13 protein-coding genes are annotated in these 16505 nt (G+C 62.1%); 8 read left to right on the top strand and 5 right to left on the bottom strand.

Translation table 11 applies throughout. The features are described 5' to 3' along the window. Positions 1–144 precede the first annotated feature (144 nt). Both proX (V8Z78_RS15060) and proX (V8Z78_RS15065) read left to right on the top strand, forming a co-directional pair. On the top strand, positions 145–1215 hold the full coding sequence (proX, locus tag V8Z78_RS15060; protein WP_057091865.1) for a glycine betaine/L-proline ABC transporter substrate-binding protein ProX: 1071 nt from the start codon (positions 145–147) through the stop codon (positions 1213–1215). Between the two features lie 107 nt (positions 1216–1322). Continuing rightward, positions 1323–2369: a glycine betaine/L-proline ABC transporter substrate-binding protein ProX gene (gene proX, locus V8Z78_RS15065; RefSeq protein ID WP_349731620.1), complete on the top strand. Its 1047-nt coding sequence runs from the start codon at positions 1323–1325 to the stop codon at positions 2367–2369. A 76-nt stretch (positions 2370–2445) separates the two neighbouring features. On the opposite strand, the gene V8Z78_RS15070 is transcribed toward proX (V8Z78_RS15065), so the two are convergent. Next, entirely contained in the window at positions 2446–2964 is a 519-nt protein-coding gene (locus V8Z78_RS15070) for a hypothetical protein (protein ID WP_349731621.1), read from the bottom strand. 124 nt (positions 2965–3088) lie between these two features. Between V8Z78_RS15070 and V8Z78_RS15075 the strand changes: the two genes are divergently transcribed. Further along, positions 3089–3787 carry a DUF3334 family protein gene (locus V8Z78_RS15075; protein WP_003061066.1) on the top strand — a complete coding sequence of 233 codons (699 nt, stop codon included), beginning with the start codon at positions 3089–3091 and terminating at the stop codon, positions 3785–3787. 60 nt (positions 3788–3847) lie between these two features. Here the strand turns inward: V8Z78_RS15075 and V8Z78_RS15080 are convergent, their stop codons facing one another. Continuing rightward, complete coding sequence (locus V8Z78_RS15080; protein WP_502878852.1) at positions 3848–5917, bottom strand: PQQ-dependent dehydrogenase, methanol/ethanol family; 2070 nt, start codon at positions 5915–5917, stop codon at positions 3848–3850. Between the two features lie 301 nt (positions 5918–6218). Between V8Z78_RS15080 and V8Z78_RS15085 the strand changes: the two genes are divergently transcribed. Genes V8Z78_RS15085 through V8Z78_RS15095 form a run of 3 tightly spaced genes read left to right on the top strand, consistent with a single transcriptional unit; the run spans position 6219 to position 8582 of the window. Then, on the top strand, positions 6219–6701 hold the full coding sequence (locus V8Z78_RS15085; RefSeq protein WP_003061063.1) for a MarR family winged helix-turn-helix transcriptional regulator: 483 nt from the start codon (positions 6219–6221) through the stop codon (positions 6699–6701). Positions 6702–6753: 52 nt separating this feature from the next. Then, entirely contained in the window at positions 6754–7950 is a 1197-nt protein-coding gene (locus V8Z78_RS15090) for a multidrug effflux MFS transporter (RefSeq protein WP_046461386.1), read from the top strand. A gap of 53 nt (positions 7951–8003) precedes the next feature. Continuing rightward, a complete protein-coding gene (locus V8Z78_RS15095) occupies positions 8004–8582 on the top strand; it encodes an SMI1/KNR4 family protein (RefSeq protein WP_003061059.1) in 579 nt (192 codons plus the stop codon). Here the strand turns inward: V8Z78_RS15095 and V8Z78_RS15100 are convergent. The 3 genes from V8Z78_RS15100 to fumC form a co-directional block, all read right to left on the bottom strand. Further along, positions 8537–10204 (bottom strand): SulP family inorganic anion transporter, encoded by a 1668-nt coding sequence (locus V8Z78_RS15100; protein WP_280031991.1) that lies wholly within the window; start codon positions 10202–10204, stop codon positions 8537–8539. The genes V8Z78_RS15095 and V8Z78_RS15100 overlap by 46 nt on opposite strands. Further along, positions 10201–10845, bottom strand: coding sequence for a ParB-like protein (locus tag V8Z78_RS15105; protein WP_349731622.1), 645 nt, complete (start codon positions 10843–10845; stop codon positions 10201–10203). Before V8Z78_RS15105 ends, V8Z78_RS15100 begins: the two co-directional genes overlap by 4 nt. A 95-nt stretch (positions 10846–10940) precedes the next feature. Continuing rightward, positions 10941–12332, bottom strand: a complete 1392-nt coding sequence (gene fumC, locus V8Z78_RS15110) for a class II fumarate hydratase (RefSeq protein ID WP_003061054.1) — start codon at positions 12330–12332, stop codon at positions 10941–10943. Positions 12333–12577: 245 nt separating this feature from the next. Between fumC and V8Z78_RS15115 the strand changes: the two genes are divergently transcribed. Beyond that, positions 12578–14764 carry a putative bifunctional diguanylate cyclase/phosphodiesterase gene (locus V8Z78_RS15115; protein ID WP_256630031.1) on the top strand — a complete coding sequence of 729 codons (2187 nt, stop codon included), beginning with the start codon at positions 12578–12580 and terminating at the stop codon, positions 14762–14764. 135 nt (positions 14765–14899) lie between these two features. Continuing rightward, positions 14900–16453, top strand: a complete 1554-nt coding sequence (locus tag V8Z78_RS15120; protein ID WP_003061052.1) for a fumarate hydratase — start codon at positions 14900–14902, stop codon at positions 16451–16453. The last annotated feature ends 52 nt before the right edge of the window (positions 16454–16505 follow it).

The raw sequence follows: 16505 nt of genomic DNA on the forward strand, positions 1-16505 counted from the left end.
GGCGGCCGCCGTTTTTTTATCACCGGGCCGCCCCAAGATAAAACGCCCCTCCTGGAGGGGCAGCGAACCACACGCAGTGGGGAGCGTGGGGTGTCATTTGCAATCGGGCCGCAGGCCCACCCAAGCCAAGGAGAGACAAGAACAATGAGCAAGTCTGTGCAGACCCCGACCCCAAACCGACGCGCCAGGCGCCAGCTGCTGCTGGGCACGGCCGGAGCCGCAGCGCTGAGTCTGGGTCAGTCACCAAGCTGGGCAGCCGGCCAGAATGTGTCTGGCGATGCGCTTCCGGGCAAAGGCATCACCGTGTTGCCCGTCAAGAGCGCTCTGGCCGAGGAGAACTTCCAGACGCTGCTGGTGATGAAGGCGCTGCAGCAACTGGGCTACACCGTCAAGCCCTGGGAAGAGCTGGACTACCCGCTGATCCACGTGGCCGTGGCCAATGGCGATGCCAGTTTCATGGCCAACCACTGGAACCCGCACCACGCCGAGTTCTATCAGCAGGCCGGCGGCGACGCCAAGCTCTCGCGCAAGGGCGTGTATGCAGCCGGTGCGGCCCAGGGCTACATGATCGACAAGAAGACGGCCGACGAACACAAGATCACCCATCTCGACCAGCTCAAGGATCCTGGACTGGCAGCCCTGTTCGATATCGACGGCGACGGCAAGGCCAATCTGATCGGCCCCAACGCCGGCTGGGGCGGCGAGGCCGTGGTGGCCCACCAGATCAAGGCTTTCGGTCTGGAAAGCACCGTCAGCTACACACAGGGCAACTATCCGGCCCTGATTGCCGACACGCTGGCGCGCTTCAAGGCCGGCAAGCCCGTGCTGTACTACGCCTGGACACCGTACTGGCTCAGCAATGTGCTGCGCCCCGGCCAGGAAGTGGTGTGGCTGCAAGTACCGCGCTCCTCCATGCCCGGCGTGCAGGCCGGCACCGACACCCGGCTGCCCAATGGCCGCAACTACGGCTTTCCGCTCAACAACGAGTACATCGTGGCCAACAAGCTCTGGGTCGAACAGAACCCCGCTGCCGGCAAGCTATTCGAGATCATGCAGATTCCCATCAGCGACATCAGCCGCCAGAACCAGCTGCTGCGCGAAGGGGAAAGCAAGCCCGCCGATATCCACCGCCATGTGGACGCCTGGATCAAGGGCCACCAGAAGACTTTTGACGCCTGGATTGTCCAGGCCAAGGCCGCAGCCCTGAAATCCTGATTCGCCAACGGCGCACCGAACCGGGTTCGGGCGCCGTTTCTTTCATCAACCCTCTCGCTTTTTTCATGCCGATTTCGGGGTAGGCACCCAGCATCCAAGGAGTACTCATGCACCGCGACACGCCCGCACATTCCCCTCTCCCAACCCTGCAGCCCCGATACCGCTATCTGGTTGCCATCGCCTTGCTGAGCTTTGGTGCTGCTGCCGCTCAAGCACAAACGAGCTCTGGCGATCTGCCCGGCAAAGGCGTCTCGGTGCAACCGCTCAAGGGCACGGTGGATGAGGAAATGTTCCAGACCCTGCTGGTTTCGCGTGCTCTGGAGAAGCTGGGCTACCGGGTACAGCCCGTCAAGAGCCTGGAAAACGGCACCCAGCATGTGGCCGTGGCCCAGGGCGATGCCACCTTTACCGCGACTCACTGGATGCCTCTGCACCGTGCCTTCTATGAGAACAATGGCGCAGACAAGGCCTTCTATCGCTCTGGCACCTATTCGCGCAATGCGGTCCAAGGCTATCTGATCGACAAGGCCACGGCCGAGAAGTACCGGATCACCAGCATCACGCAGCTCAAGGACCCCAAGCTGGCGGCGCTGTTCGACACCGACGGCGACGGCAAGGCCGACCTGACGGGCTGCAACCCCGGCTGGGGCTGCGAGCTGGCCATCAACAAACATCTCAAGGGACTGGATCTGGAGTCCAGCATTACCCACAGGCAAGGCAATTACCAGGCCTTGATTGCCGACACCATCACCCGCTACAAAAGCGGCAAGCCCATTCTCTACTACGTCTGGACCCCGTTCTGGGTGAACACCGTGCTGCGCCCGGGCAAGGAGGTCAGCTGGCTGGAGGTACCCAATGTCCCCGGGGCACAGGGCGAGGACCAGACCCAGCTACCCAATGGCAAGAACTACGGCTTCCAGCTCAATCAGCAATACATCCTGGCCAACAAGGCCTGGGCCGAGAAAAATCCGGCCGCTGCCAAACTGTTTGCCGTGATGCAGCTGCCCATCGAGGACATCAATGCCCAGAACATGCGCATGCGCCAGGGCGAGAGCAGCTCGGCCGACGTCAGCCGCCATGTGGACGGCTGGATCAAGGCCCATCAGCAGACTTTTGACAGCTGGCTGGAGCAGGCGCGCGCCGCTGCCAGATAAGGATCAAAAACGGCTACAGCGCTTTATGACAAAGCGCTGGCAGCTATCAAAAGTGCTTTCGGCAGCGGGCCGCTGCCTACCAGTTGGCCTTGGCATTGCGGCAGGCCGCCTGGCTGGACAGGGCGACAAAGCGCTCCACCCGCAGCGCCAACATCTTGCGCCCCTGTCGAGCCAGCACCGGATCAGCCACGGCTCGCTCCACCACCCTGCCCTGTACCTCGGCCAGCATGGCGACAGTGGCGCTGCTGCGCGTGTTCAGATAGGCCTGCTCCAGCAGCACGCTGTCTCCCTCGGGCAGCACGCCGATGATCTGGCCGCTTTCGCATTCCTGAAACCGGGCCGTCTCGCCGTCCAGGCTGTACAGCCCCTGCCAGCGCCCGCTTTCCTCGCTAGGCTTGAGGCCTGCGGCGGCAGGGCCGGCCTGCCTGACCTCGGTCTGGGCCTGGGCCTGGGCCTGCTTCTTGCCCGTCAGACCGGTCCAGGTCTTGTCCCAGGTCTGGGAAACCTTGTCCGTCATGCCGGACAAGCTCGAACAGGCGGTCAAACCCGTCACCACAATGACACTGGCCGCCAGGCGCCACAGCTTGCTCTGCATGAATACCTCTGATTTTCCAAAAGCAGGCACGTTAACAGACAGCGGCAGCCTTCAATTGCTGCAGATATCTCTATGCAACAAAGTGTTGCATACATAATCAGCGATCTCTTGAACCAATGCAGCCATGAGCCAACCCACCGCCCCCATCGTCCACGGCACCGAAGATGTGCTGATTGCCCTGTGCAACTCCGTCTCGCGCGTGCTGCAGGTGGCCACCCAGTGCCCGATCCAGTACTCGGGCATGGTGCAACGCATCACCAAGACCAGTCTCAAACCCGATATCGGCTGCTTTGTGCTGATCGATGGCGGCTTTTCTGCGCTCATCATCATCAACTTCTCGGCCGATGCGGCCATGGAACTCTACCGCAGCTATCTGCTGTCCATGGGCATGGCCGAGAGCGATCTGGCCAGTTCCTATACCTCGGACGATGTGAGCAACGTCATGGGCGAACTGATGAACCAGGTCGTTGGCGACTTCACCAGCAAGGTGCAGCGCGAGCTGCAGACCCATATCGCGCAAAGCCAGCCCAAGATGATCCGCCTGAACAAGCAGGTCAATCTGAGCGTGGATGCCAATCTGGATGCCCCGGAAGCGCGCCGCGTGACCTTCTACACAGGCAACAACAACATCTTCTATCTGGAGATGGCGGTGGATCACATGGAGTTCATCAAGATCAAGGACTTCGAGGCCCAGGAAAAACCGGACCCTGATCTTGTCATGGCCCAGGCCCGTGAAGCCCAATCTGGACAAGCACCTGCTGCTATCAATACTGCTGTAGCCTCCAGCGACACCGACGACCTGCTCAAGTCGCTGGGCCTCTAAGGCAAGAGCGACGGCCCGGGAGCTCGCGTTTGCACGTGATCGGTCCTGAGTCGGCGGCGCTTACCTGCCTTTTTCTGCCGGCAGGCCCGGTCTTACCGCATCGGCCATTGCGAGAATAAAGGCGCGTAGCTTTTGCACATCGTCGTCGCTGAGCTTGCCCGCAAAATCGGGCATGCCACGCGAGGTGGCCGGGCCGTTGATGATGAAGCTGCCCAGATTGTCAATCATGGCCGCAGGCAGATAGGTCAGGCTGGGCAGGGCTCCGCCCTTGCTGATGCCAGGATAGCCGTGACAGGCAATGCAGTTGCTGTTGTAGAGTGCGGCACCGGCCGGCACCAGTTGCTGGTCGTACTTGAGCCCACCGATCAGGGCATTCATCTGATAGGCCACCCGTTCCGGCATCGGGGCCTTGCCTCCCAGCACAAAGGTATAGACCGTGCCGGGGCTCTTGAAGTCGGCCACGCGGTCACCCAGGCCAAAAGCACCACCCCAGCCCACTGCAATCGAGACATATTGCCGGCCGTCCAGTTCATAGCTCACCGGTGCCGCAATCACGCCGCTGCCCATGGGAGCCGCCCAGAGCTTTTTGCCGCTTCTGGCGTGATAGGCCACCAGCCGCGCGTCGGCCGTTCCCTGAAAGACCAGATCGCCGGCCGTCGCCAGCGTTCCGCCATTCCAGGGCGAGACATGCTTTTGATGCCAGGCTTCCTTTTGCCGCACCGGGTCCCAGGCGATCAGGCGACCAAAGGGCAGGCTGCTGGGCTCCAGCATCACGCGCCCCGTATTCCAGCCGGTATTGCTCATGAGCTGGCCCGGCGTATTGCTGTTGAAGCCGGTCCAGTTCGGATCGTCGGCCATGGCCGTGGGAATATGCTGGGCCGGAATATAGGCCAGCCCTGTCTGCGGGCTATAGGCCATGGAATGCCAGTTGTGCGCCCCCAGAGGGCCGGGAATGATCTCGGCCTTGCTGGCTCTGCGCACGGCCTCCTCCATGATGGGACGGCCGTTGCCGTCATAGCCCCTGGCCCAGTTCACGGGCACAAAGTTCCTCGCGGAGATGAATTTTCCGCTCTGGCGGTCGATCACAAAAAAGTAGCCGTTCTTGGGCGCATGCAGCAATACCTTGCGCAGCTTGCCGTCAATTCTGATGTCAGCCTGCACGATATCCTGGGCAGAAGTGAAGTCCCAGTTATCGCCCGGCGTTTCCTGGTAGTGCCATTTGTAGGCACCCGTGTCCGGGTCCAGCGCCACGATGGAGCCCAGATAGAGGTTGTCTCCCCCCGCTGGACTGCGCTTGCGGTGCGCCCAGGGTGAGCCATTGCCCACGCCGATATACATCTGATCGAGTTCGGGATCGAACACCAGCGAGTTCCAGACCGTTCCGCCACCGCCGCTCTCCCAATACCTGCCTGCCGGGTCCCAGGTTTTGGCCGCCTCCTCCAGCGCCTTGCTCTCATAAGCCCGAGCCGGATCGCCTGGCACGGTATAAAAGCGCCAAACCTGCTTGCCGGTCTCGGCGTCATAGGCCGTCACATAACCGCGAGCACCATATTCGGCGCCGCCATTGCCGATATAGACCTTGCCCTTGAACGCTCGCGGAGCGCCCGTGATGGTGTATGAAAAATTCTTGTTGTCTATGGTGTCCGTGGACCAGACCTGCTGGCCCGTGGCAGCGTCCAGCGCAATCAGCCGCCCGTCGAAGGCAGCCACAAACACCTTGCCCTTGTAGACGGCCACACCGCGGTTGACCACATCGCAGCAGCCCTTGTAGGCCATCTCGCGCGGCACCTGTGGGTCGTAGGTCCATAGCGCCTTGCCCGTGCGCGCATCCACCGCATGCACCACGCTCCAGGGGGCGGAAACATACATCACGCCGTTCACCACGATGGGGGTGGCTTCCACGCCGCGCGACGAATCGAGCTTGTACGACCAGGCCAGGCCCAGTTGGTCCACATTGCCACTGTGGATCTGCTTGAGCGGGCTGAAGCGATTTTCCTGATAGTTCAGCCCATGGCTGGGCCAGTCCTTGCCGGTCCTGGCATTGGCTTCGATATGGGCGTCATCCACATGCTGCCCAGCCAGCGCCGGCATGGACAGCCAGCCCAGCAATCCTGCAACGGCCAGGCTCATCAAACGCCGGTTTGGCCTGTGGTGGGTGCGGATGCACGCAGGGTTTTGCATAGAGTCTGTCTCCTGTGGTGATGGGGTCGTTCTGCCGCAGTTCTCCCGCCAGCTTCGGCAAATTCTTGGGCAAGCAGGAGCAGCTCGCATCACAGGCAAATCCGCACTCCGTTTGGACGATGCGTCGCACGCCTGACAAGGTGCCATGTCCGACGACAGCAGGTCACAGCATCCTTGCCTAAAACCCTGTTAACAAGATAAATACTGTTTGCGCAATAATTTGAATACCAACTATTTGAATGCATTCGGAATGTCCAGCACCGCCTCACTGTCCAGTCGTCAGCGCCAGCTCATGTTCGTCATGGCGCAGGTCAACAAGCAATGGCGCCGCACGCTGGACAAGGTCCTGGCACCCCTGGGTCTGACGCAGGCGCTGTGGCTGCCCCTGGTCCACCTGGAGCGCAGTGCGGGTGCCATGCGGCAAAAGGACCTTGCTCTGGCGCTGGCGTTGGACAGCTCTTCCATCGTGCGACTGATTGACGGCCTTCAGGCCCAAGGCTGGGTGGAGCGCATCGACGATGCCGATCGGCGCGTCAAGCGCATACAGCTCACGGCGGCCGGACTGCTTCAGGTCGAGACCGTCAAGACCATCGTGGCGGATGTCCGCAGCGAAGTCATGCAGGAGCTGCCCCCCGATCTGCTGGACGCCACACTGGATGCACTGGAAACCATGCTGGAAAAGATGGCTGCGCTGGAAGCAAGCGCCAGCGAGGGCTCCCAGCCCGAAAGCTGAACTAGCGCCGCACGCAACAGAACCCTCACAGCCAGTTCCGGATTTCACTTGTATGCAAAGTCCCGTCACCCCTGTACGCAAAGCGCCGCTCTGGCTGCTGGTCATGGTCACCATTGCCGGCACCATGGCCATGCATATGTTCATCCCGGCTCTGCCCGATGCTGCTCGCCACTTCGGCGCCAGCAGCGGACAGATGCAGCAGACCATCACCGTCTACATCCTCGGCCTGGCACTGGGCCAGCTGATCTATGGCCCCATGTCGGATGCACTGGGTCGCCGCCCTCTGTTGCTGGTCGGACTGTGTCTCTACACCGTCGCCAGCCTTGCGGCCTTTCTGGCCCCCAGCGCGAATATGCTGATTGGCGCGCGCCTGATTCAGGCTCTGGGCGGCTGTGCCGGCCTGGCACTGGGCCGCGCCATTGCCCGCGACACTGCGACACCGGAAACCGCCGTGGGCAGTCTGGCCTTGCTCAATCTCATGATGATGATTGGCCCGGGCATCGCCCCCTCCATAGGCTCGGGGCTGGATGCCCTGTTTGGCTGGCGCATCATTTTCGCGGTGCTGGCGCTCATGGGCGCGCTGACGGCCATCGGAGTCTGGCGCCTGCTTCCTGAGACCGGTCACCCCACCGGCAAGCTGAACTGGCGCACCGTGCGCAATGACTATCGAACCTTGCTGGGTTCCCCCCAGTTTCTGGGCTTCGCCATAGGCGGCGGTAGCGCCACCACATCCATGTACGCCTTTATTGCTGCAGCGCCGTTCATCTTCATCGAGCAGTTGCACACCAGCAAGGCGCAGCTTGGAATCTACCTCGGGGTGCTGATGGCCGGCATGGCAGCAGGCAATGCGCTGGCACGCCAGCTCATCAAACGCTGGCCACTGGAGCGGCTGATACTGGGCGGCAATATGTTGAGCCTGGGCTGTGCGGCTGCACTGGTAGTCCTGACGCTGCTGCAGCTGATCAACGTACCCGCTGTCGTGACATTGATGCTGCTGTTTACCTTGGGTTCCGGCATGACCAGCCCCGCCGCACTCTCCAAGGCTCTGGGCGTGCACAGCGATTTGACGGGATCGGCCGCCGGAGTCTATGGCTTCACGCAAATGGCCGTGGGCGGTCTGTGCACGCTGGGAGCCAGCCTGGGTGGCAGCCCGGCGCTATCGGCTTTTACAGTGCTGCTGATTGCCTGCATCGTGGGTCAGCTGGGCTTTCGCAGCGCGCTCAAGATGAAACCGGCCTCTAGCGCTTGATGGAAAATCGTAAACAGCTATATATTCAGTAGCAAACAGATTCAAGGAGCACCATGTCATCCATCGCCCAAAGCTGGCAGCGCATCGGCGCCTGGTATGCCCAGAACACACCCAAAGACACTCTGGTCTTGGCCGATGGCGCCAGCGAGGCAGAAATTGCCGAGCTGGAAGCCGCCCTGGGTCAGCGCCTGCCGGACGATGTGCGTGAGTCACTGGCCCTGCACAACGGCGCGGCCAATGAGGCGTATCTGCTGTACTTTGGCGAGCTGCTGTCCACACAGCGCATGCTGGAGGTCTGGCAGATGTATGCGGACATGCAAAAGAGCGAAGGCTGGGGGCTTGGCCCGGACTACAACCCCGACTATCTGCAAGGCCCCCTGCGCCCCGTGTACTGGGATGCACTGCGTATTCCCCTGACCGACAACTGCGGCGATGGCGCCATGCTGGACCTTGCGCCAGCGGCTGGTGGCCATGCGGGCCAGATCATCGAGTTTGATCACGAGGGAGGCCCCAAGGGCGTGTTTGCACCCAGCTTCTCGGCCTGGCTGGCGCTGCTGGCCGACGAGCTGGAGCAAGGCAAGCATGTCTATATCGAAGACGCAGGCTGTGTGGCACCGCCGGGCACCTGGTGAAAATCGGCGGTCAAGGCCTGCACGGCATCGTCCACGCTCCAGGCTGAATAGCAGTCGGGGTTGAGCCCCGGCATCTGCACGCGCTGCAGCAGCTCGCGCAGACTGTCCTTGACGCGGGCCAGCCGCAGCAGCACCCCGGCTTGCTGCAGCTGACACGCCAGCTCGCCCAGTGCCTCAATGCCGGTGCTGTCGAGATCAGGGCTTTCTTCCAGACTCAGCACCACGGCATGCACATCTGCAGCTTGCGCCACGCGCGCGCGGATATCGCTCATCACAGCCTCGGCATTGCCAAAGAACAGGCTTTCCTCGGGCCGCAGAATCAGCAGACCCGGCACAGGTTGCGCTTCTGGGTGGCGCTGGCGGTCCACAAAATCATGGCTGCCCACCAGCCGCCCCAGCTCGCTGACATGGGACTGGGCCATGCGCTTGAGCAGCATCACAATGCTGACCACCATGGCCAGCAGCAGGCCATCAAGCACGCCCAGCACAATCACGGCAGCAAAAGCTGTGAGCGCCACGGCGCGATCACGCTGCCAGATGAAATAAGGCTGCAGCGTGCGCCAGTTGAGCGAATGCGCCACCGCATGAATGACGATGGCGGCCAGCAAGGGCTCAGGGATTCGCTCCATCCAGGGCAGCAACTGCCACACCAGCACGGCCACCACGGCGCAGGCAATCAGGCCTGCGGCCTTGGTCTGCGCGCCAGCCACCTCATTGGCCGAGCTGGCCGAAAACCCCGCCCCCACAGGCAGGCCCTGAAACAGGGCCGAGGCCATATTGGCGCCGCCCAGCGCCAGCAGATCGCGGTTGCTGTTCACCCTATCGCCATGGCGCAGTGCCAGCGAGCGGATAGAGCTGTATGACTCGGCATACAGAATCAGGGCCAGCGCCACAGCCAGCTGCCCCACGCGCAGCCAATCGCTCCAGTCCAGCGCAGGCAGGGCCAGATGCGCAGCACCCAGTTGCAGCGAACCCACAGGCGCTATGCCCCAGCTCCTGCAAAAGCCCAGTGCATCGAGCGCAATGCCCGCCGCAATCACCAGCAAAGCACCGGGCACGGCTTTCCACCGCGCCAGAAGCCGCAGCGCCAGCAAGGCCACAAGCAGCATGGTCAGGCCATACCAGTTCCAGCGCGGTAGCAGCGCGATCAAGTCCCAGCTGAAATGCAGAAAGTCGCTGTGCGCGGGATGCACGCCCACAGCCAGTGGCAGTTGCTTGACCACAATGGTCAGCGCCAGACCAATGGCAAAGCCGCGCAGCACGGGCTTGGCAATGAATTGCGAGATGCCGCCCAGCCGCAGCAGGCCCGCCAGCACAAACATCACCCCAGCCACCAGCACCATGGCCACACCCATGAGCGCGCGATGATCGGCCGAGACATGCAGCACCGAGCCCGTGGCCGCCAGCAGCACAGCCGCTGAGGATGAGGTCGACGACACAATCGCAAAGCGGCTGGTACCGAGCAGCCCATAGACCAGCAAGCCCGCAAACAGCGCAATCACCCCGGCCTGGGGCGGCGCACCGGCAATGCCAGAATAGGCCACGGCCTCGGGCAGCAGCAGCCCCGCGATAGACAGGCCCGCAATCCAGTCCGCGCCCGCAAGCATCCAGCGTGCAGTCATAAAGGCTTGTGCAGATTGCTGGTCACACCTGACCAGCCGGGCAAGAACTGCGCCTTGACGCTACGGGCCAGCGCAACAGCCTCCACGACCGCAGACTCAGGCAAGCCCAAACCGCCACTGCTGCGCAAATCCGCCTTGCGAAACAGAGGCCGGTAGAAATCAGCCCAGAGGAACTCGGCATAAGGCGAGGCATCCTTGGCATAACCACCGGCCTTGCGCACCTCCCCCGCCAAGCTGCGATACGGGTCATCCCTAGGCTGGCTCAGTTGCTGGGGGATCTGCGAAAACTCGCAACGCCGCCCCTTCTCGTCATAAGGGTGCGCCCAGTGGTGGAACTCCATGACGCGCCAAAACATCTCCGCGCCCTGTTCGCTCAGATCGGCCAGTTGCATGACCCAGACGGTTTTGACCGCTTCATGCATCAGCGCCAGTCCCAGATGATGGTGATCCACGATGAAAAACCGGCCCTGAGGACCTTTCACGGCTGGAAACCAGTGACTGAGCAACAGTTTGTCGCGAGCCTTGGATTTCAGCTGAGCCCATTGAGAGCGTTTGAGCGACACTTCGGCAGCCCCCACCGTCATCTGCGTGGGCCGTAGATCCGAAACCGAAACCTGCTCCAGGTGCTGCTGTGCGGGCATGCCGACTCCAGTCATCAACGATGTCGCATTGTGTGCAAACCCTGGGCAAAAAGAAAAGAGCCCGGCAGGCGGGCTCTTTTCAGTACGGAAACGGCTTACAGATTGCCGACCATCTGCTCGGGCACGACCCACTGGTCGAACTGCTCGGCCGTCACATGGCCGCTGGCAATGGCCGCGTCTCGCAGGCTGCTGCCCTCCTTGTGCGCCTTCTTGGCAATATAGGCTGCCTTGTCGTAACCGATATGCGTGTTGAGCGCTGTCACCAGCATCAGCGAACGGCCTACCAGTTCGTCAATGCGCGCACGGTTGGGCTCTATGCCCACGGCGCAGTGATCGTTGAAACTGACCATGCCGTCGGCCAGCAGGCGCACGCTTTGCAGGAAGTTGTGCGCCACCATGGGGCGGAACACATTGAGCTCGAAGTTGCCCGAGGCTCCGCCGAAATTGATGGCCACATCGTTGCCGAACACCTGGGCGCAAAGCATGGTCACGGCTTCGGACTGCGTGGGATTGACCTTGCCCGGCATGATGGACGAACCCGGCTCGTTCTCCGGGATCGAGATTTCGCCCAGGCCGCTGCGCGGCCCGGATGCCAGCCAGCGCACGTCGTTGGCGATTTTCATCAGGCTTGCAGCCAGCGTCTTGAGAGCGCCATGTGCATAAACCAAGCCGTCGCAGCTCGCCAGAGACTCGAACTTGTTGGGCGAGGTGACAAACGGGGAGCCTGTCAGTCTGGCCAGTTCCGCCGCCACGCCTTCGGCATAGCCCTTGGGGGCATTCAGCCCCGTACCCACGGCCGTCCCCCCCAGGGCCAGCTCATACAGATGCGGCAATGCAGCCCGCACATGGGCTTCGCCATGGGCCAGCTGGGCCACCCAGCCGGATATTTCCTGACCCAGCGTCAGCGGCGTGGCATCCTGCAAATGCGTGCGACCGATCTTGACGATATCGGCAAAGGCTTCGCTCTTGGCCAGCAGCGTGACACGCAGCTTGGCGATGGCAGGCAGCAACTTGTGCTCGATGGCCGTCACCGCCGCCACATGCATGGCCGTGGGATAGACATCGTTGCTGGACTGGCTTTTGTTCACATCGTCATTCGGGTGCACCAGACGGGCTTCACCGCGCTCGCCGCCCATCAGCTCGCTGGCCCGGTTGGCCAGCACCTCGTTGACGTTCATATTGGTCTGGGTGCCGGAACCTGTCTGCCAGACCACCAGGGGGAACTCATCGGGGTGCTTGCCCGCGAGCACCTCATCGGCGGCCGCATTGATGGCTCTGGATTTTTTCTCGTCCAGCAGACCCAGCGCCTGGTTGACGCTGGCGGAGGCCTTTTTGACCTGCGCCAGCGCAGCAATGATTTCACGCGGCTGCTGCTCGCCGCTGATGTCAAAATTCTGCAGCGAGCGCTGCGTCTGCGCGCCCCAGAGCTTGTTGGCGGGTACATCGATCAGGCCAAAAGTGTCTTTTTCCTGGCGGGTGACTGTCATGGAATCGCTCCTTGCAATACAACTCGGCGCAGCTGGCTGGAGAAATCTGGCTGCCGTTGGCCGCAAACGGAAGTCGACCCACCGCCAGGCAGGCCACTCCCACAACCGGCCCATGCTAGCTCAGCCCGGCAGGCGGCAAGCACAATCGAGGCAACACCCCTGCGCCGGCAAGGCCAGAAATACATAGTTACATTAAATCAATGTCGGACAAAGAATCCGACCGGCCTTGCTGGCCCGCCACATCAATGTTCACTGATCTTTCCACCCCCATCGCCACCACCGTCATGACATCAAGTTACAGCACGATGATGGTGTGTGTCTCCATCGTCATCGCGGTATTTGCCTCTTTTGTGACGCTGGGTCTGGCCCGTCGCATGCGCATGGCCTCGGGCAGAATCGGACGCATCTGGTGGGCCATCGGCGCCATGGTGATGGGCACGGGGGTCTGGGCCATGCACTTCATCGGCATGCAGGCGTTTGAGCTGCCCATCACCCTGGGTTACAGCGGTGCTCTGACGCTGGCATCCTGGGTCGCGGCAGTCGCGGCATCGGCATTGGCCTTTGGAGTGGCAACCAGGGCCGAATACCGCTGGCCTCATTTTCTGGGAGCCTCGCTGCTCATGGGCGGCGGCATCTGCGCCATGCACTATCTGGGCATGCTTGCCATCGAGATGTCCATCCCGATTGCCTGGGACTGGCCGCTGGTGGCGGCCTCCGCTCTGATCGCAGTACTGGCCTCGGCCACGGCGCTGACTCTGTTTCGCGCGCTGTTTTCGCTCTCCGGCAAGCGGCTGTGGCTGTTCCAGACATTGGCGGCACTGGTCATGGGCTTTGCAATCTGTGGCATGCACTACACCGGAATGTCGGCAGCCAGCTTTGCCAGCGGCTCGGTCTGCCTGAGTGCGGAAGCCCTGAGCGGCCCCGAGCTCACAACCATCATCATCATCACCACGGTCATGCTGCTGATTGCGGCGATGTTCAGCACCTTGCTCGATGCGCGCCTGCAAAGCACAGCCTTCAAGCTCAATCAATCGCTGCAGGAAGCCAATGCCAAGCTGCAGCTGGCCAATACCGAGCTGCGCCAGCGCGCCTTTGCCGATCCGCTGACCAATCTGCCCAACCGGCTGCTGTTCGAAGACCGCCTCATCCATGCCCTGCTGCGCCTGGAGCGCGCCAACCGATCACGAATCAAGGAGCGGCTGGGAATCTTGTTTGTGGATCTGGACGGCTTCAAGCCCATCAACGACTCCTTCGGTCATGCAGCAGGCGACCAGATCCTCGTCAGCGCGGCCGAGCGCCTCATGGCGGAAGCCCGCAGCAGCGATACCGTGGCCCGCGTGGGCGGGGATGAGTTCCTGGTGCTGCTGGAGGACACCCAGGACGTGGCCGCCTGCATGGCGGTGGCCAATCGCATTCTCAAGGCGCTTAGTCAGCCCTTTCGCCTAGGCAACAAGGAGCTGCAGATCACCTGCTCCATCGGCATCGTGGCCTTTCCCGACCATGGTGACCGCGACCACCTGATCGCCAACGCAGACGCCGCCATGTACGCAGCCAAACGCAATGGTGGCAACGGTTTTGCAGTGTTCGAGCCGCATATGGGCAGCGATGCATCCGAGCAGCTGGAGCTGCAAAACGACCTGCGCCACGCCATTCAGCGCGGTCAGATGGAGTTGCATTACCAGCCCAAGATCGACAGCGAGCGCGGCAACATCATCGGGGTCGAGGCGCTGCTGCGCTGGGCTCACCCCGAACGCGGCATGATTGCCCCGGACATCTTCATTCCCCTGGCCGAGCGCTTCGGCATCATCAACAGCCTGGGCAACTGGGTGATCGAAGAAGCCTGCCGCCAGCTGGCCCTGTGGCGCGATATGGGACTGCAGATGCGGGTGGCGATCAATCTTTCCGTGCACCAGCTGCGCGAAAGCGGCCTGGCAGATCGCATCACCCAGACGCTGCTGCGCCACGATGTACAGGCCAGCCAGCTGCTCTGCGAGATCACCGAATCCGTGGCCATGGAAGACACCCAGGCCACGCAGCGCGCAATCGAGGAGTTGCGCGACATCGGCATCTTTCTCTCTATCGACGACTTTGGCACCGGCTACTCCAGCCTCAACTATCTGCGTCAGTTGCCCGCGCAGCAGCTGAAGATCGACCGCAGCTTCATCCGCGACCTGGAAACCGAGGAAGATGCCCGCGCCGTGGTCCATGCCGTCGTGCGCCTGGCCCATGCCCTAGGCCTGCGCGTGGTGGCCGAGGGTGTGGAAACTGCGGGTCAGCGGGACATCCTGATCGACATGCAATGCGATGAGCTTCAGGGCTACTTCTACGCGCGCCCCATGCCGGCGGACAGCCTGCTGGCCTGGGCAAGAGGCGATCGCCGAGGTGGTCAGGCCGATTTCTCGGCCTCCATCCTCGGCGCACTGACCGGCTGAACGCCACACAGCGCCCACCAGTCATATATAAGACTGGTGGGTTATGGCTGCAAGAATTGTCGTCTGGACCGATAATCGATGGGTTTACCGTGCGCGCCCCACGCGTACAGATTGCAACCCCCGAGAAGCTTCACGATGACCACCTCCATCCGCCAGCAGGACCTGATCGATTCGATCGCAGGTGCCCTCCAGTACATCAGTTACTACCACACGCCGGATTTCATCCAGCATCTGGCCCGCGCCTATGAACGCGAGCAAAGCCCTGCGGCCAAGGATGCGATGGCACAGATCCTGACCAACTCCAAGATGGCGGCCACCGGCCAGCGCCCCATCTGCCAGGACACCGGCATCGTCAACGTGTTCCTGAAAGTGGGCATGGACGTCAAGTGGGAAGGCTTCACCATGGGGTTGGAAGACGCCATCAATGAAGGCGTACGCCGTGGCTACAACCACCCCGACAACACGCTGCGCGCCTCCGTCGTGGCCGATCCCCAGTTCAAGCGCAAGAACACCAAGGACAACACCCCCGCCGTGATCAATGTGCAGATCGTGCCCGGCGACAAGGTGGACGTGACCGTGGCCGCCAAGGGCGGCGGCTCCGAGAACAAGTCCAAGATGATCATGATGAACCCCAGCGACAACATCGTGGACTGGGTTCTGAAGACCGTCCCCACCATGGGCGCAGGCTGGTGCCCGCCCGGCATGCTGGGTATTGGCATCGGCGGCACGGCTGAAAAGGCCGTCCTGCTGGCCAAGGAAAGCCTGATGGAAGACCTCAATATGTACGAGCTGCAGCAAAAAGCTGCCAGCGGTGCAGAGCTCGATGACGTGGAAAAGCTGCGCCTGGAACTGTTTGAAAAGATCAACGCCCTGGGCATAGGCGCCCAAGGCCTGGGCGGCCTGACCACGGTGCTGGACGTCAAGATCAACATGTACCCCACGCACGCGGCCTCCAAGCCCGTGGCCATGATTCCCAACTGCGCCGCCACGCGCCACGCCCACTTCGTGATGGATGGATCAGGCCCCGTGCACCTGGATGCCCCCTCGCTGGACACCTGGCCCAAGATCGACTGGCACCCCGACTACAACAAGTCCAAGAAGGTCGACCTTAACAATCTGACCAAGGAAGAAGTGGCCAGCTGGAAGCCCGGCGACACACTGCTGCTCAATGGCAAGATGCTGACCGGCCGCGACGCCGCCCACAAGCGCATCCAGGACATGCTGGCCAAGGGCGAGAAACTGCCTGTGGACTTCACCAACCGCGTGATCTACTACGTAGGCCCTGTGGACCCCGTGCGCGACGAAGTGGTCGGCCCAGCAGGCCCCACCACGGCCACCCGCATGGACAAGTTCACCGACATGATGCTGTCGCAGACCGGCCTGATCTCGATGATCGGCAAGTCCGAGCGCGGCCCCGTCGCCATCGAGGCCATCAAGAAGCACAAGAGTGCCTATCTGATGGCCGTGGGCGGCGCCGCCTACCTGGTCTCCAAGGCCATCAAGCAAGCCAAGGTCGTTGGCTTCGAAGACCTGGGCATGGAAGCCATCTATGAATTCGACGTGGTCGACATGCCTGTGACCGTGGCCGTGGATGCCGGCGGCACCAGCGCCCACATCACCGGCCCCGCCATCTGGAAGGAAAAGATCGCGACCGGGGAATTCAAGGGCATTGAAGTGGCCGGCGTGTAATCACCCGTCAGGCCCTGCCTTGAAGAACCGCCTTCGGGCGGTTTTTTCGTCC

Origin of the sequence: Comamonas sp. wu1-DMT, from assembly GCF_040187805.1 — a bacterium.
Lineage (GTDB): Bacteria > Pseudomonadota > Gammaproteobacteria > Burkholderiales > Burkholderiaceae_C > Comamonas > Comamonas thiooxydans.